This window comes from Pseudomonas sp. LFM046 (assembly GCF_000949385.2).
Classification (GTDB): Bacteria; Pseudomonadota; Gammaproteobacteria; order Pseudomonadales; family Pseudomonadaceae; genus Metapseudomonas.
This window is the reverse complement of sequence record NZ_JYKO02000001.1, coordinates 2,521,666-2,546,563: the sequence shown is the minus strand read 5'-3', so window position 1 is coordinate 2,546,563 and position 24,898 is coordinate 2,521,666. Positions and strand designations below refer to the sequence as shown.

Annotated in this window: 25 protein-coding genes and 4 tRNA genes; 11 read left to right on the top strand and 18 right to left on the bottom strand. The window is 60.8% G+C overall.

What is annotated here, in order from left to right; all coding sequences use genetic code 11:
- Positions 1-82 precede the first annotated feature (82 nt).
- From TQ98_RS11795 to TQ98_RS11755, 9 genes are all read right to left on the bottom strand, one after another.
- Positions 83-168 (bottom strand) — tRNA-Leu (locus TQ98_RS11795).
- Between the two features lie 894 nt (positions 169-1,062).
- Positions 1,063-1,278 carry a hypothetical protein gene (locus TQ98_RS11790; protein WP_044872809.1) on the bottom strand — a complete coding sequence of 72 codons (216 nt, stop codon included), beginning with the start codon at positions 1,276-1,278 and terminating at the stop codon, positions 1,063-1,065.
- A gap of 289 nt (positions 1,279-1,567) precedes the next feature.
- Positions 1,568-1,641 (bottom strand) — tRNA-Cys (locus tag TQ98_RS11785).
- A gap of 41 nt (positions 1,642-1,682) precedes the next feature.
- Positions 1,683-1,758 (bottom strand) — tRNA-Gly (locus TQ98_RS11780).
- Positions 1,759-1,828: 70 nt separating this feature from the next.
- Positions 1,829-2,389 carry a CDP-diacylglycerol--glycerol-3-phosphate 3-phosphatidyltransferase gene (gene pgsA / locus TQ98_RS11775; protein ID WP_044872810.1) on the bottom strand — a complete coding sequence of 187 codons (561 nt, stop codon included), beginning with the start codon at positions 2,387-2,389 and terminating at the stop codon, positions 1,829-1,831.
- A 32-nt stretch (positions 2,390-2,421) separates the two neighbouring features.
- On the bottom strand, positions 2,422-4,245 hold the full coding sequence (gene uvrC, locus TQ98_RS11770) for an excinuclease ABC subunit UvrC (RefSeq protein WP_044872811.1): 1,824 nt from the start codon (positions 4,243-4,245) through the stop codon (positions 2,422-2,424).
- A 1-nt stretch (position 4,246) separates the two neighbouring features.
- Positions 4,247-4,891 (bottom strand): UvrY/SirA/GacA family response regulator transcription factor, encoded by a 645-nt coding sequence (gene uvrY, locus TQ98_RS11765; RefSeq protein WP_044872812.1) that lies wholly within the window; start codon positions 4,889-4,891, stop codon positions 4,247-4,249.
- Positions 4,892-5,187: 296 nt separating this feature from the next.
- Positions 5,188-5,814, bottom strand: coding sequence for an SCO family protein (locus tag TQ98_RS11760; RefSeq protein WP_044872813.1), 627 nt, complete (start codon positions 5,812-5,814; stop codon positions 5,188-5,190).
- 39 nt (positions 5,815-5,853) lie between these two features.
- Positions 5,854-7,644, bottom strand: a complete 1,791-nt coding sequence (locus TQ98_RS11755) for a multicopper oxidase domain-containing protein (RefSeq protein WP_044872814.1) — start codon at positions 7,642-7,644, stop codon at positions 5,854-5,856.
- A 592-nt stretch (positions 7,645-8,236) separates the two neighbouring features.
- Between TQ98_RS11755 and TQ98_RS27755 the strand changes: the two genes are divergently transcribed.
- Positions 8,237-8,413 carry a hypothetical protein gene (locus TQ98_RS27755; protein ID WP_158249352.1) on the top strand — a complete coding sequence of 59 codons (177 nt, stop codon included), beginning with the start codon at positions 8,237-8,239 and terminating at the stop codon, positions 8,411-8,413.
- Between the two features lie 167 nt (positions 8,414-8,580).
- Here TQ98_RS27755 and TQ98_RS11750 read toward each other — a convergent pair whose 3' ends face one another.
- Positions 8,581-9,345, bottom strand: a complete 765-nt coding sequence (locus tag TQ98_RS11750) for a membrane protein (protein WP_044872815.1) — start codon at positions 9,343-9,345, stop codon at positions 8,581-8,583.
- 263 nt (positions 9,346-9,608) lie between these two features.
- The gene (locus TQ98_RS11745) at positions 9,609-9,860 is read right to left on the bottom strand and encodes a hypothetical protein (protein ID WP_044872816.1); all 252 of its coding nucleotides are present in this window, start codon (positions 9,858-9,860) and stop codon (positions 9,609-9,611) included.
- A 419-nt stretch (positions 9,861-10,279) separates the two neighbouring features.
- Between TQ98_RS11745 and TQ98_RS11735 the strand changes: the two genes are divergently transcribed.
- Positions 10,280-10,642, top strand: coding sequence for a hypothetical protein (locus tag TQ98_RS11735; RefSeq protein ID WP_242443196.1), 363 nt, complete (start codon positions 10,280-10,282; stop codon positions 10,640-10,642).
- Between the two features lie 240 nt (positions 10,643-10,882).
- Here TQ98_RS11735 and TQ98_RS11730 read toward each other — a convergent pair.
- Positions 10,883-10,972, bottom strand: a tRNA-Ser gene (locus TQ98_RS11730).
- 127 nt (positions 10,973-11,099) lie between these two features.
- On the opposite strand from TQ98_RS11730, the gene TQ98_RS11725 reads away from it, so the two are divergent.
- From TQ98_RS11725 to TQ98_RS11695, 7 genes are all read left to right on the top strand, one after another.
- The gene (locus TQ98_RS11725; RefSeq protein WP_044872818.1) at positions 11,100-11,768 is read left to right on the top strand and encodes a Bax inhibitor-1/YccA family protein; all 669 of its coding nucleotides are present in this window, start codon (positions 11,100-11,102) and stop codon (positions 11,766-11,768) included.
- Between the two features lie 115 nt (positions 11,769-11,883).
- On the top strand, positions 11,884-12,276 hold the full coding sequence (gene tusD / locus TQ98_RS11720) for a sulfurtransferase complex subunit TusD (protein ID WP_044872819.1): 393 nt from the start codon (positions 11,884-11,886) through the stop codon (positions 12,274-12,276).
- Between the two features lies 1 nt (position 12,277).
- On the top strand, positions 12,278-12,634 hold the full coding sequence (gene tusC, locus TQ98_RS11715) for a sulfurtransferase complex subunit TusC (RefSeq protein ID WP_044872820.1): 357 nt from the start codon (positions 12,278-12,280) through the stop codon (positions 12,632-12,634).
- Positions 12,634-12,936 (top strand): sulfurtransferase complex subunit TusB, encoded by a 303-nt coding sequence (tusB, locus tag TQ98_RS11710; RefSeq protein ID WP_044872821.1) that lies wholly within the window; start codon positions 12,634-12,636, stop codon positions 12,934-12,936. Before tusC ends, tusB begins: the two co-directional genes overlap by 1 nt.
- Positions 12,933-13,268, top strand: a complete 336-nt coding sequence (locus tag TQ98_RS11705; protein WP_044872822.1) for a TusE/DsrC/DsvC family sulfur relay protein — start codon at positions 12,933-12,935, stop codon at positions 13,266-13,268. The genes tusB and TQ98_RS11705 overlap by 4 nt, the downstream gene beginning before the upstream one ends.
- Entirely contained in the window at positions 13,265-14,248 is a 984-nt protein-coding gene (locus TQ98_RS11700) for a glycosyl transferase family protein (RefSeq protein ID WP_044872823.1), read from the top strand. The genes TQ98_RS11705 and TQ98_RS11700 overlap by 4 nt, the downstream gene beginning before the upstream one ends.
- An 85-nt stretch (positions 14,249-14,333) precedes the next feature.
- Positions 14,334-15,347 carry a glutathione S-transferase family protein gene (locus TQ98_RS11695; RefSeq protein ID WP_044872824.1) on the top strand — a complete coding sequence of 338 codons (1,014 nt, stop codon included), beginning with the start codon at positions 14,334-14,336 and terminating at the stop codon, positions 15,345-15,347.
- On the opposite strand, the gene cysG is transcribed toward TQ98_RS11695, so the two are convergent.
- The 6 genes from cysG to ftsK form a co-directional block, all read right to left on the bottom strand.
- Positions 15,332-16,726: a siroheme synthase CysG gene (gene cysG, locus TQ98_RS11690; RefSeq protein ID WP_044872825.1), complete on the bottom strand. Its 1,395-nt coding sequence runs from the start codon at positions 16,724-16,726 to the stop codon at positions 15,332-15,334. The two genes, TQ98_RS11695 and cysG, sit on opposite strands and share 16 nt — an antisense overlap.
- A gap of 124 nt (positions 16,727-16,850) precedes the next feature.
- Positions 16,851-18,131 (bottom strand): serine--tRNA ligase, encoded by a 1,281-nt coding sequence (gene serS / locus TQ98_RS11685; protein ID WP_044872826.1) that lies wholly within the window; start codon positions 18,129-18,131, stop codon positions 16,851-16,853.
- 16 nt (positions 18,132-18,147) lie between these two features.
- Entirely contained in the window at positions 18,148-18,522 is a 375-nt protein-coding gene (crcB, locus tag TQ98_RS11680) for a fluoride efflux transporter CrcB (protein ID WP_044872827.1), read from the bottom strand.
- Positions 18,519-19,844, bottom strand: coding sequence for a replication-associated recombination protein A (locus tag TQ98_RS11675; RefSeq protein ID WP_044872828.1), 1,326 nt, complete (start codon positions 19,842-19,844; stop codon positions 18,519-18,521). Before TQ98_RS11675 ends, crcB begins: the two co-directional genes overlap by 4 nt.
- Positions 19,845-19,855: 11 nt before the next feature.
- Positions 19,856-20,482, bottom strand: coding sequence for an outer membrane lipoprotein chaperone LolA (lolA, locus tag TQ98_RS11670; protein WP_044872829.1), 627 nt, complete (start codon positions 20,480-20,482; stop codon positions 19,856-19,858).
- A gap of 29 nt (positions 20,483-20,511) precedes the next feature.
- Positions 20,512-22,920, bottom strand: coding sequence for a DNA translocase FtsK (gene ftsK, locus TQ98_RS11665; RefSeq protein ID WP_044872830.1), 2,409 nt, complete (start codon positions 22,918-22,920; stop codon positions 20,512-20,514).
- Positions 22,921-23,187: 267 nt separating this feature from the next.
- Here ftsK and trxB point away from each other — a divergent pair, with 267 nt between their 5' ends.
- Together trxB and aat are read left to right on the top strand one after the other, a co-directional pair.
- A complete protein-coding gene (trxB, locus tag TQ98_RS11660) occupies positions 23,188-24,138 on the top strand; it encodes a thioredoxin-disulfide reductase (protein ID WP_044872831.1) in 951 nt (316 codons plus the stop codon).
- 37 nt (positions 24,139-24,175) lie between these two features.
- The gene (gene aat, locus TQ98_RS11655; RefSeq protein ID WP_044872832.1) at positions 24,176-24,856 is read left to right on the top strand and encodes a leucyl/phenylalanyl-tRNA--protein transferase; all 681 of its coding nucleotides are present in this window, start codon (positions 24,176-24,178) and stop codon (positions 24,854-24,856) included.
- The last annotated feature ends 42 nt before the right edge of the window (positions 24,857-24,898 follow it).

The following is a 24,898-nucleotide window of genomic DNA, read 5'->3' as shown; positions in this document are numbered from 1 at the left end:
GCGGGCAGGAACTGAACGCGAAAAGCCCGTCAATGCTGACGGGAAATAACTTGAAGAAAGGTGCGCAAGGCATTGATTTCAATGGTGCCCGGAGCGGGACTCGAACCCGCAAGCCCAAAGGGCGAAGCATTTTAAGTGCTCTGCGTATACCGATTTCGCCATCCGGGCAGGAGGGGGTACTGATGCAGGGCGCTGATTTAAGCCCAAATAAAATTCCGAATCAATCACTTAGGCGTGGATCGCCAGCCAGTCTCACCACTGACTTCACCCCTGGTCGACCTGCCGTACCGATCAAGAACGCATGAAAAAAGCCCCGTAGATGTTTGATCCAGGGGCTTTTTGATGGAATACGGAGCGGGAATCGAACCGGTGTACGCAGATTCGTAGCCCGATTACTAAAACATTTCCAATAACCACCTTACGAAACAATCGTTTTCGCAATGTGAAGCCAACCCATTGCTTCTTGCGCAACCCTGCTCAGGCAAGGCGGTCTACCGATGCCTGCGACCCACCGGCAGGCGCATGAGCGGCATTGAGTCGGTCGACCGATCGGCGCGCTGTTCGCGTTGCACTACCCCCTCATCCTGCGTGTCAGGTAAGACCGGAGAGCTTCGGTGGACCTTCTGGGAGAATGAATAGTGCCTCAGCAACCAATTCGCTCCCCGCCGGACATCATGTGGCAGATTGGTGTCACGGGATAATCCAACCAGTAAGTCCCAAGTCTGGTAGACCGACTCAGTTCGCAGATTCGAGAGATTCATACGGTGCCCCTAACGTTCGACTGAATGGTTAACGCCCATGGATCAACTCCATGAGGGGGTCAATGTATTGAATCCGGGCAGGGCCAAATATCGTCGTTCACAGCCACCTGCTGTGGCGATTTCAGCCAGGTGCCTGTAGTTGATCGACTACGGGGACGTGCTCGCCTGTCACGGCCGGCGTCTGGCATTGGCCGCCCCCATGGCCTGGAGGGCGAGCTCAACAATCACACGCACCATTCGCCGGCCGGACAAGCGACACGGCATCACTCAATCTGGAGAAAGCACCACTCGATCAGAACACTTAACTGGCTTGTCGCTCGATCCACCCTGCCGTTTGCTCGATCTCTGAGACCGGCGACTTGATATGCGATTGCTGGAGCCAACGGTATCTGGGGTTGTCGCTGACCAGACCAGCAGTTGCCTTAGCCACTATCTGGTCGCCCACACCTAGCTCCCTCGCAGCAGCCAGCACCGCCACCAATGCCTGCTTCAAAGCAAACTCTTTATCGCGTGCCATCGAAACCTCCGCAATACGGCGCCACGCCGCAAATCAAGGAACCCAAAAGATGCGACAGCGCCTTGCGACGCGGTGCTCTAATGCTCCGATGAAAGGAAGACGATGCCAGCTGGCTGCTGGGCCATAGCAAGGAAGGAATCACGGAGCGCGTTTACCGCCGTGCCGGTGCCGTTGCGAAGCCGTCGAAGTGACGGACGTTATGGGACGCGTCCCAAAACCATCCGTGCTACGAACTTTCGCAAGGCATGAAAAAAGCCCCGTAGACTTTTGATCTACGGGGCTTTTTAGATGGAGGCCGAAGTCGGAATCGAACCGGCGTACACGGATTTGCAATCCGCTGCATGACCACTCTGCCATCCGGCCTAAACGATGACGCCGCTTTCGGCGGCGTCATCGCGTGAAACTGGAGCGGGAAACGAGACTCGAACTCGCGACCCCGACCTTGGCAAGGTCGTGCTCTACCAACTGAGCTATTCCCGCTTTGTCGTGTTGACGGGCGCCATTCTATAGATTCATGAACTGCCGTCAACCCCTTGATTCAAAAAAACTTTTATTTTTCCTTCGGGTCAGTGCTGAGGTGCGGCAACGCGGCCAGCAGGTAATGCAGCATCGACCAGAGGGTCAGGGCTGCTGCCAGGATCAGCAGGAAATATCCGATTGCCACCCAGAAGTTAAGCAGCGGCGGGTTTGCCAGCAGGATGACCAGCGCCAGCATCTGCGCAGCGGTTTTCCATTTCCCGAGGTTCGACACCGCAACGTGGGCACGGGCACCGAGTTCAGCCATCCATTCGCGCAGGGCCGAGACCACGATCTCGCGCCCGATAATGGTGGCGGCCGGCAGGGTCAGCCAGAGGTTGTGGTGCTCTTCCACCAGCAGTACCAGCGCCACCGCCACCATCAGCTTGTCTGCGACCGGGTCGAGGAAAGCGCCAAAGGGTGTGCTCTGCTGCCAGCGGCGAGCCAGGTAGCCATCGAACCAGTCGGTGACCGCCGCGATAGCGAAGACTGCACTGGCTGCCAGATAGCTCCAGGAGAACGGCAGATAGAACAGCAGGATGAAGACAGGGATGAGCAGTACGCGCAGAACGGTGAGCAGGTTAGGAATATTCATCGTTACGGCTGGTTCTGAAGGAAGGCCGCATTCTACTCGCTGTGCAAGGCCGCATAAATCGACTCAGCAAGCTTTTTGCTGATACCAGGCGCCTTGGCGATTTCCTCGATGCTGGCGCGGTTCAGTTCCTGCAGCCCACCGAAGTGCTTGAGCAGCTCGCGGCGACGCTTCGGCCCTACCCCGGCCACGTCTTCCAGGCTGGATGTGCGCCTGGCCTTGCCGCGTCGCGCCCGGTGCCCGGTGATCGCAAAGCGGTGAGCCTCGTCGCGGATCTGCTGGATCAGGTGCAGCGCAGGCGAGTCCGCCGGCAGGGTGAATTCGTGCGCGGCGTCGTTCAGGTAAAGCGTCTCGAAACCCGGCTTGCGGGTAACCCCCTTGGCGACGCCCAGCAGGATGAGCTCCGGCACCGCCAGTTCCTGCAGCACTTCCTGCGCCATGGCCAGTTGGCCCTTGCCGCCGTCTACCAGCAGCACGTCCGGAAGCTTGCCCTCTCCGTCCTTCAGCTTGCTGAACCTGCGGGACAGCGCCTGGTGCATGGCCGCATAGTCGTCGCCGGCAGTAACGCCTTCGATGTTGTAGCGGCGGTAGTCCGACTTCAGCGGACCTTCAGGGCCGAATACCACGCAGGAAGCAACGGTGGCCTCACCGCTGGAATGACTGATGTCGTAGCACTCCAGGCGCTGAGGTGCTTCGTCGAGACCCAACGCTTCAGCCAGGGCCTCGAAGCGCGCCGCGGTGTGCTGCCGGTTGGCCAAGCGCGCCGCCAGGGCCTGCTCGGCATTGGTAACGGCCAGTTGCTGCCAGCGCGCGCGAGTGCCCCGCACCCTGTGGCTGATATCCAGTTCGCGGCCACGCAGTTCGGCCAGCGCCGAGATCAGGGTGGGGAAATCTTCATGGAGGGTGTTGACGATCAACTCGCTGGGCAGATCCCGCTCCTGGTTGCCCAGGTAGTACTGACCAATGAAGGCCACCAGGACTTCGCCCGCCTCTTCCTCTATCCCCACCTGCGGGAAGAAATTCTTGCTGCCCAGCACTCGGCCGCCGCGCACGCTGATCAGATGGACGCATGCACCGCCCGGCGTAGCGATGGCTGCGACGACATCAATGTCGCCCGTGCCGCCTTCCATGCTCTGCTGATCCTGGACCCGGCGCAGGATGGCGATTTGATCACGAAGTTCGGCCGCCCGCTCGAAATCCAGCCGTTGCGCCGCTTCTTCCATCCCGGTGGAGAGTTCCTGGCTCAGCGCATTGCTGCGCCCTTCCAGGAACATCACCGAATGACGCACGTCCTCGGCGTACTCGGTCGGGTCCACCAGTCCCACACACGGGCCTTTGCAGCGCTTGATCTGGTATTGCAGGCAGGGTCGGGTGCGGTTCTTGTAGTAGCTGTCCTCGCACTGGCGGACCAGGAAAGCCTTCTGCAGCAGATTGAGGCTTTCGCGAATCGCCCCGGCACTGGGGTAAGGCCCGAAGTAACGCCCCTTCTGCTTTTTCGCCCCACGGTGGATGCTCAGGCGCGGGAAATCGCCGTCACTGAGATGCACGTACGGATAGGACTTATCGTCCCGCAGCAGGATGTTGTAGGGCGGCCGCCATTCCTTGATCAGCGTCTGCTCGAGAAGCAGGGCTTCGGTCTCGTTGGCGGTGATGGTGGTCTCGACCTGAGCGATTCGCGCCACCAGCGCGGCGGTCTTCGGCGCCAGGCCTGTCTTGCGGAAATAGCTGGCAAGGCGCTTCTTCAGGTTCTTCGCCTTGCCCACATAAAGCAGCTTGCCGCTTGCATCGAGCATCCGGTAAACACCCGGACGACCGCTGCAGGCGGCAAGGAAAGCACTTGCGTCGAAGGAGTCGGACATCTTAGCTGACGGCGTCTACCATGCCGTGTCGGACTGCCAGCAACGCCAGTTCAACGTCGCTGGAAATGGAAAGCTTGTCGAAGATCCGGTACCGGTAGGTGTTTACCGTCTTCGGCGACAGGCAGAGCTTGTCGGAAATGCTCTGCACTTTCTGGCAGTTGGCGATCATCAGAGCGATCTGGATTTCACGCTCGGACAACAGATCGAAAGGCGAACCGGAAGCCTGCGGCTGGAACGATTTGAGCGCCAGTTGCTGGGCGATCTGCGGGCTGATGAAGCGCTGACCGGCGAAGACCTGGCGAATCGCCTGGATCATTTCCTCCAGCCCCGCCCCCTTGGTCAGATAACCTGCCGCACCGGCCTGCAACAGTCGCGTCGGAAACGGATCCTCTTCGCAGGCAGTCACCGCAACTACCTTGAGATCGGTATGGCTGCGCAGGAGTTTGCGGGTGGCTTCCAGGCCGCCAATACCCGGCATCTTGACGTCCATCAGGACTACATCAGGCTTGAGTTCCCGCGCCTTTTTCAGGGCTTCCTCGCCGCTGTCAGCCTGCCCCACCACCTGCAAGCCGTCCACATCGGCCAGCATGCGGGTGATCCCCGTTCTTACCAGATCGTGGTCGTCGACCACCAGCACCCTAATCAAGCGACACCTCTCAGTGCATCGCGCGCTGCCATGGCAGCAAGCTTGTTCGAATGAAGTCCACATTAGCAAATGACCCGAGAATGACCTAGCGCCAGATGCAGTGAACGTCAGATAACAAGCGCCAATTTATCACCCAGGAATGTTCAACAGGGATGAAAATCGGACGCGAGCGGATTTCCAAAGCGCGTAGTTTACAGCCAGTTGCGCCAATCGGCTGAAGTGTCGCCTGGCAAGCCAGGTATCAGAGGGTCAAGGGTGTCTCTGTTTTGATACAGAGACACCCTTCGGGGGGGCTGTCAGACCGATCCACGCCATTGTCTGTCAACATGATCAAGGGTGGACAGAATGTGCTGCGGCCCGGTCAACGCCGGCGCCATGGTCCAGCGCTGGAAGTTGTCGTCACCCATGCGGACCACGCCGGTGTGAGTGGTCAGGTTGCGATCGATTTCCGGATTGATGTCGTAGAAACCCAGACTGAAGCGAATGGCTTCAATGTCATCCGGATCACCCGTCAGAAATTGCCACCCCGGACCTATGTGGTACTTGTCGACATAGGCCTTGAGCACATCCGGCGTATCCAGGAGCGGCTGCAAGGTAATGGAGTGCATGAACACGCTCCGCCCTGCCCTGTCTCCCAGCAGCTGCTGAACCTGACGCAGGTTCGCCGTCATCGTTGGACATTTGCCAGCGCATTGGGTGTACATCATGTTGAAGGTGACGACCTTGCCGCGAATCAAGTCGTCGTAAAACCTCACCTTGCGGCCTTCGTGGGTATAGAGCGTGACATTGGGGAACGGGATCGCCCCCGCGCCTCGCTCCGGAGCAACCTTGCCCAGATCGGCGCTCCTGAGGGTCGCCGCCCAGCCGGCCAGCAACGCAGCCGCACCGCCCAGTCCAGCCAGCATCGTTCTTCGAGTACTCATGATGAATCCTCCCACCTCAAGGGTGCTTCGCAGCTGGCGTCAGACGATGTCCCAGCGCAGCATCATCGCGTGGTCTTCGTGGATCAGGTTGTGGCAGTGCATGGGGTACTTGCCCTTGTAGTCCCTGAAGCGCAGGAATATCCGCAGCGTGGTGAACGGTTCGATCACATAGACGTCCTTGCGCCCTTGCTCATGGGGCGGGATGGGAACGCTGACACCCCTGACGAGTTTCTGGAGGATGCGACCTTCCTCGAAGTGGATATGGATCGGGTGCGTCCAGCCGTCATCCACGTTCGAGAGCTCCCAAATCTCATAGCCGCCCTTGGGTATCTGCGCCCTTGCCTTGTTCACGTCGACGAACTGGCCGTTGATAGCCCACATTCCTTTGTCGCGCTCAAAGATCCAGCGCCGCACCGGTGCAGACTTGATCTCGTCCTGCGTGATGATCGGCAGTGGGCGAAGGGTTGCTGGAACCCGACTGAGGTCCGGCGCACTCGGATAGCGATCAACAATGATCTTCAGCACACGCACACCGGGGTCCTTGATGTCCTTGGGTCCACGGGTCAGTTCCTGGCGCGCGCGGTTGACCAGGTACAGCTGGGTGCCGATCACGTAGTTGGTGAAATCGACCACGATGTCCGCGCGCTCGGCCACGCCAATGCTCACTGCGGTCTGATTCAGCAGCGGCGCCGGAAACAGATTGCCGTCGTTGGCGATGTGGGTGAACTTCTGCATCACATCGGTCGGCGTGACCAGCGAGAAGGTATAGAAGCGACTCGGCCCCGTATTCAGCAGGCGGAAACGGTATTTGCGTTTGGCCACCCTCAGCACGGGCTCGATCCGGCCATTCACCAGCACCTTGTCTCCCAGCACCCCTTCCGGATTGACCTGGTCGTAGAACAGCTTGCCGCTGGCGTCGAAGCGTCGGTCATTGAAGTTCAGCGGGTAATCATAAGGATGACTGGGCAGACGCAGCGCGTTGGGATTCGGATCAGCTTCGTTGCCCGAGTCCAGCTCATCGAACAGGTAGTAGAAGCCGGCCAGCCCCCTGTAGAGATTCGGCGCCGTGAAGTCCAGGGTGTGGTCGTGATAGAAGAGCGTCCCCAACGCTTCGGTAGGGTCACCCACCAGGTCTTGGCGGGCTTCGAATCCGGCCTTCACGTTGGAATACAAGTGATCCTTGTATTCGCCGTTGGCCGACAAGGTCGGACCATGCTTGTTGGGGCTGTAGTAGTCACCGGGAAAACCGTCGCTTTCCGACCCGCAATGCAAATTGTGCAAGTGGGTCGAGATCTCCGGCGTGCCAAAGCCCACGTGATTCTGCGGCAACTTGTTATGGATGCGGCAGATCAACGGCTGCCCGTAGCGCGCAAAAAAAGTGGCGCTGGGCATGGTCAGATCCGGACCGTTGTTGGCGTGGTAGCCCCAGATCGACTGAGCGGGATAAGAAGGGCTGTAGACCCAATCCTTTCGCTCCGTCGCACTGATCTCGTAGAGCAACGCACCTGGCGAAAACTGCGCCCAACGCTGGTGGGGATTACGCCCCGCTTCCCCGGCGCGGACGTTGGCCACTTCCGTGGGCGCCGGATTGAGGGAGGACACTGGAACGATCGGATTTACCTGCTTGGGCAATTCGTGGGCCCAGGGCACCGTCGGTGGACTCGGTGGAAACACAGGAGGTGGTGGCTCGGCTGCCCGGCTCACTCGACCGGTCATCAGCAGGGGCGCCGCCATCGTCACCGCTGTCAGTTTCAGAAATGTCCTTCTCCCCTCGCCGTCAGCCGAATCCTCCGACCGACCTGTAGCGTGCTCGCAGTCAGGGCGTTTCATCTCTCTCTCCAGTTGCTGGCCCTCGACACTGGACGGACGCTTTAAGGCATCTCTAATGGAACTGCACCAGTGAGGTTACGGGCTGGTTTTCGCGTTGGCTCGTTGTTGTTTTGCACCGTGTAGCGTCAATAACATGACTAAAGAGCAGGTGTTACAGGTTGTAAATGACACCTAGCCAGCGAATTGGCGCGCTCGTCAGGAATGCCTGAAATGCTCGATTTAGAGCGGTTTATTGAGAGAAGACGAGAAATCTCAGCGCTCATCCGAGGATGAGCGGTCGAATTGAATGCGCGAAGTGACTGTTGAGGGAGCGAGGCGAGGAAACCAGATACCAGGGTGCAGACCGAAAAGCGGCCAAAACGACGATTGTTTGGCGACAAAGAAGCAAGCAGGCGCACTCACGGGTGCGCGTGTCGATCCGATGACGGGGAATCAATGCAGATTTCATCACCCAGCTCGGCCCCGACACCCTGGGTGGGCTGCGGCCGCTGCCTGGACATCTGAAACGATCCGAATCGACTTCAAGGTTGCGAGGTCGAGAAGTCGCGACTATCAAGAGTGTTCCACTTCTACCTACACAAGGAGTTCCACCATGAGTGCACGCTTCTCGGTGAAAAGGGTCCCGCGAGTCCAGATCAAAGGGATAAGAAATGGTGATGCGTACTGGTACCGAATTATCGACAGGGCTACCGGCGACTATGTCGGCGGCAAGCATCAAGAGGAGGCTTTTGCGATGGGTGAATGCGAGAGGCTGAACACCAGAACCTGATCACGCAAACGCGGCAACTGGAAAGCGCCGCATCCAAAACGCTTGTTCCTTGAAACGACACTGGGGCCCCTCATTCGAGGTCGACCCCAGCGTCCTTGGAGCAGGAACTCATAGGGCGGATGTGCTGAGTCTCGAGCTTATCGTCCTACAGCATAATCCGCTGTCGCTTACCGACGTCGACTCACCGGCACCACAGCCAGCGCAGGCTCGCTACGTTGGTTACGTAGTGAGATGAGCACCAGTGCTATCAGCACCACCGCAAGGATTGAAGACGAACCAATGGTTCCGAAATCCAAACCTCCTTTGTCGTGGGCCTTGGTCAACACATCACCAAGCGTTGCGCCAAACGGGCGAGTCAACACAAACGCCAGCCAGAAGAGCAAGACACGAGAGATTCGGGTGTAGTAGTACGCCAGCGCGACAACGGTAATCAGGCTGCCAATCAGCAGTGCACCCCCAGCAAAGCCAAGCCCGGAGTCGTCAGCCAGATAGTCGCCCAAGGCGGTGCCCAGGGTATTGGAAACCAGGATCGCGCCCCAGTAGAAGAGTTCGCCGCGACGACTGTCGATATGGTCTACAGCGAGTGATCTTTCACTAAGGCGCCACACGGCCAGCACGACCAGCAGGAGCGTGACCAGAATCGCCGATCCACTGGCGTAGCCCAATCCCAGGGTCCGATCCATGAAATCGGACATGGTAGTTCCCGCAGTGCTGGTGGTCAGAATCACCGTCCAGTAAAGCGCAGGGTGGAAAGTGCTTGCACGCAACTGGCCGACCAGTGACACCAGGAACAGGCTGATCAGAATCAGCGAGCTAAGGGCATAGCCGACATTCAAAGTCATCGACAGCAGATCGCCGGCTGTTTCACCGAGCGTTGTTGCACAGATCTTCATCACCCAGAACGCCAGGGTGATCTGAGGCAGTTTATTCATCGGAGCGCAATCCTCGCGTAAGCCTGCAAACTGCAGGGTGCACAAGGACTCTAGAGAGGACGTTGTCAATCCCGGGTCAAACCGGCCTCAAAATTTCGTCAAAACGCAGGAAGAACTTCTTCGCTTGCAGACGAAGACAGACACTCACTTTCGCACAGCACCGACGCATCGTGGCGTGATTGGCGTTCTTCCAACTCAACCACGGCACTTTTTTTGAAAACAGATTCCAGGGAGCGGCGACACCCCGCAGCTGAGTTGATCAACTACTTCCGGCGCCCCAAGCGGACATAAAAACAGAGCCACCCCCAGAGACACACACCCAGAAGCTTGGTCACCTCCAGAACGAGCGACCGATCCAGCACAAGAATTTCTTCGATCAATCCGCGGAGCGAGTCACTTTCGGCCGGAAAGGGAGCACCGACTCCCAAGATGATGACGACAGTCCATGAAATCCAGGCAAGCGATATGGCCACCATTAACGACTGATCAACAAACAATTTCTGGGCCTTGTTCATTGTGCGCTTCCTTCCGTGATGCGCCTGAGCATAGCAGCCCCTAGGCCAGCGTCGGCCCGGAGACCTGGCACACCCACGCCCCTAACGAACGACCTGCCGCCGCCGGCGGAGAGGTAATTGATCGGCTGTCCAAGACCAGGGGACCAGCGAAGTTCGGGAAGTAATGGAGCTACGCCTAGTTCATCAGCAAGGACGGGACCGACATTGAGCCCGCCACAATGTGGTGCGCGCCGCATTCCCCGCACTCCAAAAGCCCGCCCTTGACGTACTGGAGAGCTTCTTCAAGTGATATCATATTGATATTATAAAGATACTGCTTAGAGCGATACCGAATAACTACAAGGAGTTGGCGCATCAAAGCGCATCGTTTGATTCTGGCCGTTGGATAAGCTGTAGCTTGCACGGGTTGTGCAACCGGCCTGAACTCTCATCAGAAAGCCGAGCTGCGGCAGTATGAAGCCCGTGGTCAGGCGGTCCAAGAGAAGAACCCGGGCACTGCTGCAGCCCTTGGGCTGCTTCCTGGTGGTGGTTCCTTCTATGGCCGCGAGTACGGCTTGGGCGTAGCGAACCTCCTGTTCTGGCCGCTTTCGATCCTCTGGGATCCGGTGAGCGGACACGAAGCTGCTGAGGCCATTAACTACTACGCCACGAAGGAGCAAGTGCGTGAGAACCGTGAGAAGGAACTGAGCGCACTCGACACCAACCTTCAGAGCGGCCAGATCGACGTGGCCCAGTACGCCCTGGAAAAACGCAAGATCGATCAGAAATACGACCTCAACTGATCCGCACCGGCCTCGCCGTTCGCCACCTCTATTGCGAGGAATAGCTTGGCCGCATCGACGAGGCATCTGTAAGCCAGGAGACGCAGTTGAAAGCGCATAGAGCGCGACCACGCTCCTCGCTACGGATACAAAAAAGGGCCTCCAGAGAGGCCCTTTTTGCGCTATATCCCATTTTGTTCCCGAAACATTCCCTTCCAGGGACTTTTCTAAGAAGAAATCTATAGGGGTCAGCTAGTTAGATGGCGGAGGCGGTGAGATTCGAACTCACGGAAGAGTCTCCCCTTCGGCGGTTTTCAAGACCGCTGCCTTAAACCACTCGGCCACACCTCCGCTTGCGCGGGGCGCCATAGTACCGGAACGCAACACACTGTCAAACTCTTGTAATTGGCGCCTTCGGGCCCTCTGCTATCATCCGGAACTGACTCAGGTTACGGATATCAATTTCGGGAGTGTCGTGATGAACGAACAGAACTACGCCCTCAACCCCTCGCAGGCCGAGCAGCTGGAAGTCAGCCGCGTCCTGCGCAATACCTACGGCCTGCTGGCCATGACCCTCGCCTTCAGTGGCCTGGTCGCCTACGTCGCCCAACAAATGCGCGTCCCCTACCCCAGCGTCTTCGTGGTGCTGATCGGCTTCTACGGCCTGTTCTTCCTCACCGTGAAGCTGCGCGACTCGGCCTGGGGCCTGGTTTCCACCTTCGCGCTCACCGGTTTCATGGGCTACACCCTGGGCCCGATCCTCAACATGTACCTCGGCCTGCCCAATGGCGGCGAGGTGGTCAGCTCGGCCTTCGCCATGACCGCCCTGGTGTTCTTCGGCCTTTCCGCCTACGTGCTGACCACCCGTAAGGACATGAGCTTCCTCGGCGGCTTCATTACCGCGGGCTTCTTCGTGCTGCTGGGCGCCATGCTGGTCAGCTTCTCCTTCAACGTCAGCGGCCTTCAGTTGGCAATCAGCGCTGGCTTCGTGGTGTTTTCCTCGGTCTGCATCCTTTTTCAGACCAGCGCCATCATCCATGGCGGCGAGCGCAACTACATCATGGCCACCATCAGCCTCTACATCTCCATCTACAACCTCTTCATCAGCTTGCTGCAATTGGTTGGCGTAATGAGCAGCGACGATTGATCGCCAACCGCATCCTCGGAACTAGCCCGCTTCGGCGGGCTTTTTTCTGCCCGGACGGGCAAAAGAATGCGTCTGGCCGTATCATTCCAGCTGTTTTCCACTCGCCCGAGCGACCATGAAATTCGCCATCGCCCTGTTCGCCCCGCCCCACGCGCCCTCTTCTCGGCGCGCCCTGCGTTTCGCTGAAGCCTGCCTCGCGGGCGGCCATGAGATCGTTCGCCTGTTCTTCTACCAGGACGGCGTCCACAGTGCCTCCGCCAATGTCGTTGCCCCTCAGGATGAGCCGAATCTCTCCGCGGAATGGAGCGCCTTTATCCGCGAGCATCAGCTGGACGGCGTCGTCTGCATCGCAGCAGCACTGCGCCGTGGCGTGCTGAATACGGAAGAGGCACAGCGCTACGACCGCCCTGCCGCCAACCTGGCCGAGGGCTGGGAACTCTCTGGGCTGGGGCAACTGCACGAAGCAGCGCAAATGGCCGATCGACTGGTCAGCTTTGGAGGCTGTTGAGATGAAGTCCATGCTGATTATCAGCCGCCAGGCGCCCTGGAGTGGTCCCGGCGCTCGCGAGGCACTGGATATTGCCCTCGCCGGCGGCGCGTTCGATCTGCCCCTAGGCCTGCTCTTCCTCGATGACGGCGTGTTCCAGCTGCCCACGGCTCAGCAGCCGACTGCGCTCCAGCAGAAGGACCTGACCGCCAACCTCCAGGCGCTGCCCCTGTTCGGCGTGGAATCGCTGTATGTTTCTGCGCGTAGCTTGGAGGAGCGTGGCCTTGCGCCGACCGCCCTGGGCCTTGCAGTGGAAGTCCTCGACGACGCTGCCCTGACCGCCCTTATCGACCGTTATGACCAGGTGCTCACACTCTGATGGCCACCCTGCACATCCTTTCCCACTCCCCCTTCGCCGACAGCCGCCTCGGCAGCTGCCTGCGCCTGCTGGGGCCAAACGACGGCCTGCTCCTGTGTGGTGACGCCACGTACGCCCTGCAGCCCGGAAGCATTGCCCGCCAGGCACTGGAACTGATGTCGGACGCCGTCGCCCTGTACGCGCTGTCCGAAGACCTCGACGCCCGCGCCCTGACCGATCTTCCGCAGCGTGCGAAGCCGCTGGATTACCCGGCCTTCGTCGAACTCTGCTGCCACTACGACAAGGTGAACAGCTGGCTATGAGCGAACTGTTGATCGAAGGCCGCAGCATCGCCCTGGACAAGGACGGCTATCTTCAGGAACTGGCCGACTGGAGCCCTGCAGTCGCCCAGGCCCTGGCCGAACGCGAAGAGCTGGCGCTGCTGCCGGAACACTGGGAGATCCTCGACCTGCTGCGCGGCTTCTATGCCGAATTCCAGCTTTCCCCGGCCAATCGCCCGATGGTCAAGTACGTGGCGCAGAAGCTCGGCCCGGAAAAGGGTAACAGCCTGCACCTCAACCGCCTGTTCAAGGGCGCCCCGGCCAAGCTTGCCGCCAAGCTCGCCGGCCTGCCAAAGCCGACCAATTGCCTATGAACCTCGTCACGCCATCGGAACACCCCTTCGCCCAGTTCGTTCGCATCCTCGGCAAAGGCAAGCGCGGTGCCCGCAACATGACCCGCGAGGAAGCCCGTGAAGCCATGGGTATGCTCCTAGATGGCAAAGTGGAAGACACCCAACTCGGCGCCTTCCTCATGTTGCTCAGGCACAAGGAAGAGAACGCTGAGGAACTGGCCGGCTTTACCGAAGCCTTCCGCCAGCGAAACCCGGCACCGAAAATCGATGTCGACCTGGACTGGCCGAGCTATGCCGGGAAGAAACGTCACCTGCCCTGGTACCTGCTGTCGGCCAAGGCCCTGGCCGACAGCGGTGTTCGCATCCTGCTCCATGGCGGCGGCGCCCACACGGCTGGCCGGCTCTACAGCGAGCAGTTGCTGAACGTGCTCGACATTCCCCTGTGTCAGGACTGGAACCAGGTCGCCAACGCCCTGGACGAACGCCGGCTCGCCTTCATCCCCCTGGGTGCCTGGGCGCCGCAATTTCAGAGGATGATTGACCTGCGCAACACGCTGGGTCTGCGCTCCCCCATCCACTCTCTGGCCCGCCTTCTCAACCCGCTGCAAGCCCGTTGCGGACTGCAGAGCATCTTCCATCCGGGCTACCAAGCGGTCCATCGCGAAGCCAGTCAGTTGCTCGGCGATCACGCCATCGTGATCAAGGGCGAAGGCGGCGAAATCGAGGTGAACCCCGACGCTACCTGCCACCTCTATGGGGCCACTGGCGGGGAAGCCTGGGACGAGGAATGGCCGGCGCTATCTGCATTGCGCCACGTAAAGCCGGAAAGTCTCGATACCAACCCGCTCCTCACCGTCTGGCGTGGAGAGACCGAGGATGCCTACGGCCAACTGGCCATCGTTGCCACCATGGCGCTGGCCCTTCGCGGCCTTGGAATGGACCGTGACCAGGCTTTCGAGGAAGCCAGGAAACGCTGGATGGATCGAAAGATATCGACCTGACCGATCATTAAAACCATCAAATTGCGCTTTTCCATCGATCCAGCGTCGATAGACTGATCAGCAAACCCAACCTTGGAGGTCGATCATGGGCCTGTTGATCGATGGAAAATGGCATGACAAATGGTACGACACGGCCAGGGACGGACGTTTCCAACGGGAAAGTGCGCGGCGGCGCAACTGGATCACCGCCGATGGCGCGCCCGGCCCCTCGGGCGAAGGTGGCTTTAAAGCAGAAGCCGGCCGTTATCACCTCTATGTATCCCTGGCCTGCCCCTGGGCACACCGCACCCTGATCTTTCGCAAGCTGAAAGGTCTGGAATCCCTGATCGATGTTTCGGTGGTCAGCTGGCTGATGTTGGAACAGGGTTGGACCTTCGACCCACAGTTCGGCTCCACCGGCGACAAGCTCGACGGCCTGACGTACCTCCACCAGCGCTATACCCAGGACACTCCCGACTACAGCGGCCGGGTCACCGTACCCCTGCTCTGGGACAAGCAGACTGGGCGCATCGTCAGCAATGAATCGTCCGAGATCATCCGGATGTTCAACAGCGCCTTCGACCACCTGACCGGCAATGACCTGGACTTCTATCCCGAGGCATTGCGCACGGAAATCGATGGGCTCAACGAGCGCATTTATCCCGCGATCAATAACGGCGTCTACCGTGCTGGTTTCGCCACCACCCAGGAAGCGTACGAAGAGGCCTTCCACACCCTGTTCAATGAGCTGGACCGCCTGGATTCACTACTGGAAACGCGGCGCTTTCTGACGGGCGAGCACATCACCGAAGCCGACTGGCGCCTGTTCACCACCTTGATCCGTTTCGACGCTGTCTACCACGGCCACTTCAAGTGCAACCTGCGTCGACTGGAGGATTACCCCAATCTGTCAGGCTGGCTGCGTGAGCTGTACCAATGGCCGGGCGTGGCGGAAACGGTGAACTTCACCCATATCAAGCATCACTATTACGCCAGCCATCGCACCATCAACCCCACCGGTGTAGTGCCGCTGGGGCCGGTCCAGGACTTCAGCCGACCCCACGGCCGTGGGCACTTGAAGACGATGTCGGTAGCACGAAGGGATCAGGCGTTGGCCTGATCGCCCTCGAACCAGGCCAGCTTGTCGCGCAGGGTCACCACTTCGCCCACGATCACCAGCGTGGGCGCGTGGACTTCGTGCTCTGCAACCAATTGCGGCAAGTTCGCCAAGGTGCCGGTAAACACCCGCTGGCGGCTGGTGGTGCCTTGCTGCACCAGAGCCGCAGGAGTTTCAGCGGCGCGTCCGTGCTTGATCAACTGTTCGCAGATCAGCGGCAGACCGACCAGCCCCATGTAGAACACCAGCGTCTGGCCGGACGCGGTCAGGTCGCCCCAGGGCAGATCACAGCTGCCGTCCTTCAGGTGACCGGTGACGAAGCGTACAGACTGGGCGTAGTCACGATGAGTCAGGGGAATGCCGGCATAGGCAGCGCAGCCCGACGCTGCGGTAATGCCCGGCACCACCTGGAAGGGAATGCCATTGGCAGCCAGCTCTTCGATCTCCTCGCCACCACGGCCGAAAATGAAGGGGTCGCCGCCCTTCAGCCTCAGTACCCGTTTGCCCAGCTTGGCTTGTTCGATCAGCAGTCGATTGATCTCGTCCTGGGGCACGGCATGGTCTGCGCGTCGCTTGCCGACATAGATGCGCTCTGCATCGCGGCGGCACAGTTCGATGATTGGCGAGGCCACCAGGCGGTCGTAGAGCACCACATCGGCTTGCTGCATCAGCCGCAGCGCGCGGAAGGTCAGCAGATCGGGATCGCCTGGGCCGGCCCCCACCAGGTAGACCTCACCCAAGGCTCTCGGAGCCCCTCCAGCCACCCGCTCGGCCAACAGGCGCTCGGCTTCGGCGCCCTGCCCGGCCAGCATCCGCTCGGCAACGGGCCCCTGGAACACCTCCTCCCAGAAAACCCGGCGCTGCTGGACATCCGGTAGCAGTGCCTTCACCTGATCACGGAATTTCTTCGCAAGACCCGCCAATTGGCCATAGGCCGCTGGAATCCAGGTCTCGATCTTGGCGCGAATCAGCCGTGCCAGCACCGGGGCATCACCCGCGCTGGAGACCGCCACGATCAGTGGGGAGCGGTCGACGATGGCCGGGAAGATCACGCTGCAGAGTTTGGGAGCATCCACCACATTGACCGGAACTCCTCGGGCCTGCGCATGGGCTGAAACCTGGGCATTCAGCGCCTGGTCGTCACTGGCGGCAATAGCCAACACGCACGCATCCAGGTCGGGTTCCTGGTAGCCACGCAGGCGGGACTCGCCACCGCTGCGCTCGACCATTTCCAGCAGTTCGGAATCGATCTGCGGTGCCACCACCCTCAGTTGGGCTCCGGCATCGGCCAACAGGCGCGCCTTGCGCAGGGCCACTTCGCCCCCACCCACCACGAGCACCTGACGCCCTTGAAGATTGTGGAACAGCGGGAGGAAATCCATAGCAGCGCCTTCTTGCGATAACAGGTGGAAGCAGAGCTTTAACGGTCACCGCCCGCGTGCAGCCTGGCTGCGACGCGGGCGGTGGGCCTTCCTATGCCCCTGCCAACGCAGGGGAACAGGGCAATCAGCCGATGACTTCGAGGCCGCCCATGTAGGGCTTGAGCACCTCGGGCACACGGATGCTGCCATCGGCTTGCTGGTAGTTCTCCAGCACGGCTACCAGGGTCCGGCCAACGGCCAGGCCGGAGCCGTTCAGGGTGTGCACCAGCTCAGGCTTGCCGGTTTCCGGATTGCGGTAGCGCGCCTGCATGCGGCGAGCCTGGAAGTCGCCGCAGTTGGAGCAGGAGGAAATCTCGCGGTACTTGTCCTGGCTCGGCACCCAGACCTCCAGGTCGTAGGTCTTGGTGGCGGAAAAGCCCATGTCGCCGGTGCACAGGGCCAGAACGCGGTAGGGCAGTTCCAGCAGCTGCAGTACGCGCTCGGCGTTGGCAGTCATGCCTTCCAGGGCCTCAAAGGACTTGGACGGCTCGACGATCTGGACCATCTCCACCTTATCGAACTGGTGCTGGCGGATCATGCCGCGGGTATCACGACCAGACGCGCCCGCCTCACTGCGGAAGCACGGGGTGTGGGCCACGAACTTGATCGGCAGTTGCTTGGCGTCGACGATCTCGCCGGCCACGATGTTGGTCAGAGAGACTTCCGCGGTCGGGATCAGGTAGAAGTCAGCCTCGTTCTCGCGGGTGATCTTGAACAGATCTTCCTCGAACTTGGGCAGCTGGCCCGTGCCCTGCAGAGCCGGAGCCTGGACCAGGTAAGGCGTGTAGGCCTCTTCGTAGCCGTGGTCGGTGACATGCAGGTTGATCATGAACTGCGCCAGGGCGCGATGCAGGCGGGCAATGGGACCGCGCAGCAGAGCGAAACGGGCGCCGGAAAGCTTGGCCGCGGTCTCGAAGTCCAGCCAGCCGTGCTGCTCGCCCAGGGCAACGTGGTCCTTGATCTCGAAATCGAAGCTGCGCGGAGTACCCCAGCGACGGACTTCGACGTTGGCTTCTTCGTCCTCGCCTACCGGCACGGATTCGTGAGGCAGGTTCGGGATGTTCAACAGCAGGTTGTCCAGCTCGGCCTGGATGCTCTCCAGCTCGCGCTTGCCCTCTTCCAATTCGCTGCCCATACGGTCCACATCCGCCAGCAGCGGTGCAATGTCCTCACCGCGCTGCTTGGCCTGGCCGATCGCCTTGGAACGGGCGTTACGCTCGGCCTGCAGCTGTTCAGTACGGGTCTGCACGGACTTGCGCTGGCTCTCCAGCGCGTCCAGGCGCGCTACGTCCAGTTCAAAGCCACGGGTGGCGAGGCGTTCCGCGATTTCCCGAGTCTGGGTGCGGACCAGTTTGGCATCGAGCATGTCAGGTTCTCGTCTCTCAGATTTTCGTCAGTATCAGGCCAGCCCAGGTCGCGAGCAGGCCGCCCAACACGCTCAGCGCCGCGTAGCCCAGGGCCGTTGGCAACTGGCCGCTTTCCAGCAGGCGCAGCGTGTCGAGGGAAAAGGATGAAAAGGTCGTCAGGCCGCCAAGGAATCCCACCATAAGCCCGGAGCGAATTTCTACCGGGATCTCTGGGCGTACCAGGAAAAGACCATATAAATAACCGATCAGCAGGCAACCGACGATATTGACCGCAAGGGTACCGGCGTAGAAGTAGCGTGGCCAGTAGGTAGTAATGAGATTGCCCGTCGCGAAGCGCAGCAAGGTACCCGCCACGCCGCCCGCGGAGATGGCCAGGATCAGCCCGATCATGACTTTCTCCGCTGCCAGGGGCTATTGCGGTCGAGGCTTTTCAGGTGCTGCAGCTTGTCGCGAATCTTCAGTTCCAGGCCGCGCGGCACCGGTTGGTAGTACTGGCGTGGCTCAAGCTGCTCGGGGAAGTAGTCCTCGCCCGCGGCGTAAGCATCCGGCTCGTCATGGGCGTAGCGATATTCCTCGCCATAACCCAGCTCCTTCATCAGCCGGGTCGGCGCATTGCGCAGGTGCAGGGGCACTTCCAGCGAGCCGTTCTCGGCGGCGTCACGCATGGCGGCCTTGAAGGCCATGTAAACGGCATTGCTCTTGGGCGCGCACGCCAGGTACGTAATGGCCTGGGCCACCGCCAGTTCGCCCTCGGGACTCCCCAGGCGCTCCTGCACATCCCAGGCCGAGAGGCACAGGCTGAGGGCGCGGGGATCGGCGTTGCCGATGTCCTCGCTGGCCATACGCACCACGCGGCGGGCGATATAGAGCGGGTCGCAGCCGCCGTCCAGCATTCGCGCGTACCAGTAGAGCGCTGCATCCGGATCGGAGCCACGCACGGATTTGTGCAGGGCGGATATCTGGTCGTAGAAGGCCTCACCGCCCTTGTCGAAACGACGACGGCTGTCTCCCAGCAGGTTCTGCAGGAGCTCGACGCCGATCTCACCGCCATCCTCAGCCAAGTCAGAGGCATTCTCCAGCAGGTTCAGCAGACGCCGACCGTCGCCGTCTGCCGCAGCCATGAGGATGGCAAAACTCTCTTCCGGCAGACTCAGATTGCGTTTGCCGAGGCCCTTCTCTTCGTTCAGTGCGCGCGCCACCAGCTTGCGCAGGGCGGACTCGTCCAGGCTCTTCAGCACATAGACCCGGGCACGGGACAGCAGCGCGTTGTTGAGTTCGAAGGACGGATTCTCGGTGGTGGCGCCGATGAAGATCAGGGTGCCGTCTTCCACATAGGGCAGGAAGGCATCCTGCTGGGACTTGTTGAAGCGGTGCACTTCATCGACGAAGAGGATGGTGCGGCGACCGTACTGGGCGGCCTGCTGCTTGGCCACCTCCACCGACTGGCGAATCTCCTTGACCCCCGATAGCACGGCGGAAATGGTTTCGAAGTGCGCGTCGGTGACCTGGGCCAGCAGTTTGGCCAGGGTGGTCTTGCCCACCCCGGGCGGGCCCCAGAAGATCATCGAGTGAAGCGCACCCTGCTCCAGGGCCTCACGCAACGGCTTGCCCGGGGCCAGCAGGTGCTCCTGGCCGACGTACTCGTCCAGACAGGTGGCGCGCAAGCGCGCCGCCAGGGGCTGGGCGATGGGTTCGGAGCGAAACAGGTCCATTGGCGTACAGCTTATTCCTGGATGACGTCAGCGCCTTCCGGAACCTTGAAGGTGAACTGGGAGGCATCGATCGCCTGGTTCATCTTGATCCCGAGGAAGAGGATGTTGGTGCGCTGGCCAACGCTGTCGATCAGTTGCATGTCGTTGATCACACCATTGCGGAACGACAGGCGCAGGGTATCGAACAGGGTGTCCTTGGCCTTCGGCTTGAGGATGAAGTCCACTACGTCGCCGCCTTCCTTGTGGGTGATCTCGAAGTTCTCACTGATTTTCGAGATATCACCGGACAGCAGCAGTGCCGGCGTGTGGGTCAGCCGCTGGTCCAGGGTCTGGATGGTCACTTGCTGCAGGTCCGGGTCGTAAAGCCAGACTTTTTCGCCATTGGAGACCAGCAACTGCTCCATTGGTGCGTCAGTGTGCCAGCGGAACAGGCCCGGACGCTTCAGCGAGAGCTCGCCGGACGTTTCCTGGAGCTGGGTGCCGGAGCCATCCAGGGTCAGTTGGGAGAAGCGGCCGGTAATGGTCTGGGCCTTGTTCAGCATTTCGGTCAGGCGGCTGATGGCCACCTTGTCGTCGGCCTGGACCTGCAGGGCGGCCAGGCCAAGGACCGCTACCATCAGCATGCGGATCAGTCGCATGGAAATCCTCATCAAGAATCCGTTTCGGATCAGTCTCGCACCGGTGACGGCGCGATGACTTCGCGCGACCCGTTGCCGTTCATGGGGCTTACCACCCCAGCCATTTCCATCGCCTCGATCATGCGCGCGGCGCGGTTGTAGCCAATTTTCAGCTTGCGCTGCACTGCGGAGATCGAAGCGCGGCGGCTTTCGGTGACGAAGCGTACGGCTTCGTCGTACAGCGGGTCGTCCTCGCTGCCTTCGCCGCTGCCCTCACCGCCGTCGAAACCACCGGACGAGCCACCACCCTCCTCCGCACCGGCGAGAATGTCTTCGATGTAGTCCGGCGCGCCACGCAGCTTCCAGGCTTCCACCACCCGGTGCACTTCATCGTCGGAGACGAAGGCGCCATGGACGCGGATAGGCAGGCCGGTGCCTGGCGGCAGGTAGAGCATGTCACCGTGGCCCAGCAGCTGTTCGGCGCCACCCTGGTCGAGGATGGTGCGCGAGTCGATCTTGCTGGAGACCTGAAACGCCATGCGGGTGGGGATGTTGGCCTTGATCAGGCCGGTGATCACATCCACCGAGGGGCGCTGTGTGGCGAGAATCAGGTGGATACCGGCGGCACGCGCCTTCTGGGCGATTCGCGCGATCAGCTCTTCCACCTTCTTGCCGACGATCATCATCATGTCGGCGAATTCGTCGACGACGACCACGATTGTCGGCAGCGTCTTCAACAGGGGTGCTTCGTCTTCCATGCTCTCCCGGCGGTAGAGCGGGTCGGTCAACGGTGTACCGGCCTCTTCGGCATCCTTCACCTTGCGGTTGAAGCCCGCCAGGTTACGCACGCCCATGGCCGCCATCAGCTTGTAGCGCCGCTCCATCTCGGCCACGCTCCAGCGCAGCGCGTTGGCGGCCTCCTTCATGTCGGTGACTACCGGGCAGAGCAGGTGCGGGATGCCTTCGTAGATCGACAATTCCAGCATTTTCGGGTCGATCATGATCATCCGCGCCTGCTCGGGCGTGGACTTGAACAGGATCGACAGAATCATGGCGTTCACGCCCACCGACTTACCGGAACCCGTGGTACCGGCCACCAGCAGGTGAGGCATCTTGGCCAGATCGGTGATGATTGGCTTGCCGCCGATGTCGTGGCCCAGGGCCAGGGTGACCGGCGATTTGGCCTCGTCGTACTCCGACGAGGACAGCACTTCGGAGAACCGCACGATCTGGCGATCCTCGTTGGGGATCTCGATACCGACGGTCGTCTTGCCCGGAATCACCTCCACCACGCGAACGCTGATCACGGCCAGAGAGCGCGCCAGGTCTTTCGCCAGGTTGGAGATGCGGCTGACTTTGACGCCTGCGGCAGGCTGGATCTCGAAACGGGTGATCACCGGACCGGGGTGGACCGACTCCACCAGCACTTCGACGCCGAATTCCTTCAGCTTGATCTCCAGCAGACGCGACATCGCCTCCAGCGACTCCGGGGAGAAGCTCTTCTGCTTCTTCTCGGCCACGTCGAGGATGGAAATGGGCGGCAGGGTACCTTCCACGGCGGTGTCGACGAACAGCGGTGCCTGCTTTTCCTTCTGCACACGCTTGCTCGGCTCGGCTGGCTTGGGCGGCGGAGGCGGCGTGATGACCGGGGCCGGGCGCTTCTCACGCTCGGTCATGTGCTTCTCAAGCGAGTCTTCGCGCTCGATCAGACGTTCCTTGACCTTGGCCTGCTCTCGCCGGTCGGGCACCACCGGCGCTGCGACCTCGTTCACGCGCACATCCACCTCACGCAACTTGGCCACCAGCTGCTTGCGCTCAAGACGCTCGCTCCACCAGCGGTTCACAGCGTTCTGGATGAGTTCGAAAAGGTCCAGGGTGATCTTGCCCGTCAGGTCCATGACCTTGAACCAGGACAGGTCGGTGAAGACGGTCAGGCCAAAGAGGAACAGCGCAAAGAACAGCAAGGTGCTGCCTTGCACGTTGAGCGCGTTGACCGCCAGGTGGCTGAGGCTTTCACCGAGGGCGCCGCCGGCGGAGGCCGGAAGCCAGGAATGATCCTGGAAGTGGATGTCAGCCAGCGAGGCACCGGACAACACCAGGAACACCAGGCCGATCAGGCGCCAGGAAAAGAGCCAGCCGCTCCAGTCGATGGGTTCGTGGCGGTGACGGAAAACCTGCAGGGTCTTGATGGCCAGCAACAGCGGGAATACGTAGGCGAAGTAACCAAGCGCCATGAACAGGATGTCGGCGAACCAGGCACCGAGGCGGCCAGCTGCGTTCTGCACCTGCTCGACGTTGCTGGTGTGAGTCCAGCCCGGGTCTGAGGAATCGTAGGTGAGCAGCGCCATCCACAGGTAAAGGCAGACTGCGCCAAGCGCGATCAACGCACCTTCCTTGAGGCGATAATGCAATTGCTGGCGCCAGACGGGTGTCTGGGCTCTGGTCGTGGAATTCTTCAAAACGCGTCTTTTCCTGCGCCCCTGGCGCGTTCAAGAGTCGGTCGAGGGTGGAGTACCACCTGACGATGTGCCATCAACGGGGTCCAGCCCATTCGGAACGCTGCCCATTGTACGGATTTGCCCACGCGATGCCACGCGGGGATGGGATGCCGCCGCTGCGTTTTGGCGCAGTGTTGCGCTTCGGTGTAGCATAGCCGCCAACGATTTGCGCAATGCTCAATTGGAGCATGCATTCTCTTTCATGACAAAGACTTATGGGGCCTTTTTATGAGTGAAGTCAAGCATTCCCGATTGATCGTACTGGGCTCCGGCCCGGCGGGTTACACCGCGGCTGTCTATGCCGCCCGCGCCAACCTGAAGCCCGTGGTCATCACCGGCATCCAGCCCGGTGGCCAACTGACCACCACCACCGAAGTGGACAACTGGCCGGGTGACGTCGAAGGCCTCACCGGCCCTGCCCTGATGGAGCGCATGCAGAAGCACGCCGAGCGTTTCGATACCGAGATCGTTTACGACCACATCCACACTGCCGAGTTGCAGAAGCGCCCGTTCATCCTCAAGGGTGACAGCGGCACCTACAGCTGCGACGCACTGATCATCGCCACCGGAGCGTCCGCCCAGTACCTCGGCCTGCCGTCCGAGGAAGCCTTCGCCGGCAAGGGCGTTTCCGCCTGCGCCACCTGCGACGGCTTCTTCTATCGCAACCAGGTGGTCTGCGTGATCGGCGGCGGCAACACTGCGGTCGAGGAAGCGCTTTACCTGGCCAACATCGCCAAGGAAGTGCATCTGATCCATCGTCGCGACAAGCTGCGCTCCGAAAAAATCCTTCAGGACAAGCTGTTCGAGAAGGCCGCCAACGGCAATATCCGCATCCACTGGAACCACACCCTGGATGAAGTCCTGGGCGACAACAGCGGCGTGACCGGCGTGCGCCTGAAGAACACCCAGGACGGCAGCGCCAAGGAACTGTCCCTGGCCGGCGTCTTCATCGCCATTGGCCACAAGCCGAACACCGACCTGTTCCAGGGCCAGCTGGAAATGCGCGACGGCTACCTGATCGTCCAGGGCGGCCTCGAAGGCAACGCCACCGCCACCAGCACTCCGGGCATCTTCGCCGCCGGCGACGTGGCGGACCACGTCTACCGCCAGGCGATCACCTCCGCCGGCTCGGGCTGCATGGCTGCGCTGGACGCCGAGAAGTTCCTCGACGACAACTGACAGGAAAGGCGGGCCTCGGGCCCGCCCTCCCCTCCCCATGCTCACCTGGCTACGACGCGATTCCCTCGAATTCCCTCCACTTGGACGCGCACTGAGCGAGCCCAATGGCCTGCTTGCCGCTGGTGGCGACCTGTCTCCAGAGCGGTTGATCCAGGCGTATCGCCATGGCTGCTTCCCCTGGTATCAGGAAGGCCAGCCGATTCTCTGGTGGTCCCCCGACCCGCGCACCGTCCTGCTGCCCCAGGAGATCCATATTTCCCGCAGCCTCGCCAAGCTGATGCGCCAGGAACGCTTTCGCGTAACTTTTGACCAGGCCTTCCCGGCGGTCATTGAAGGCTGTGCCGGCCCACGCAACTACACCGACGGCACGTGGATCACTTCAGCCATGCAGGCGGCGTATATCGAACTGCATCGCCGTGGCGTAGTTCACTCGGTGGAAGTCTGGAACGATGACGAACTGGTCGGCGGCCTGTACGGCCTGGCGATGGGCAAGCTGTTTTTCGGTGAGTCCATGTTCAGCCGAGCCGACAACGCCTCCAAGGTTGGTTTCGCGACCCTGGTGCACCACCTGCATAAATGGGGCTTCGTTCTGATCGACTGCCAGATGCCCACTCAACATTTGCAAAGCTTCGGCGCCCGCACCATCAGCCGGGAGAAGTTTTCCCGCTATCTCCAGCTCTATCTGGACCAGCCGAACGTCGCTGACTGGAGCGCCTAGGCGAGCCCCGCAGCCTGACATACACTTGCTGAAGGGTTCTCC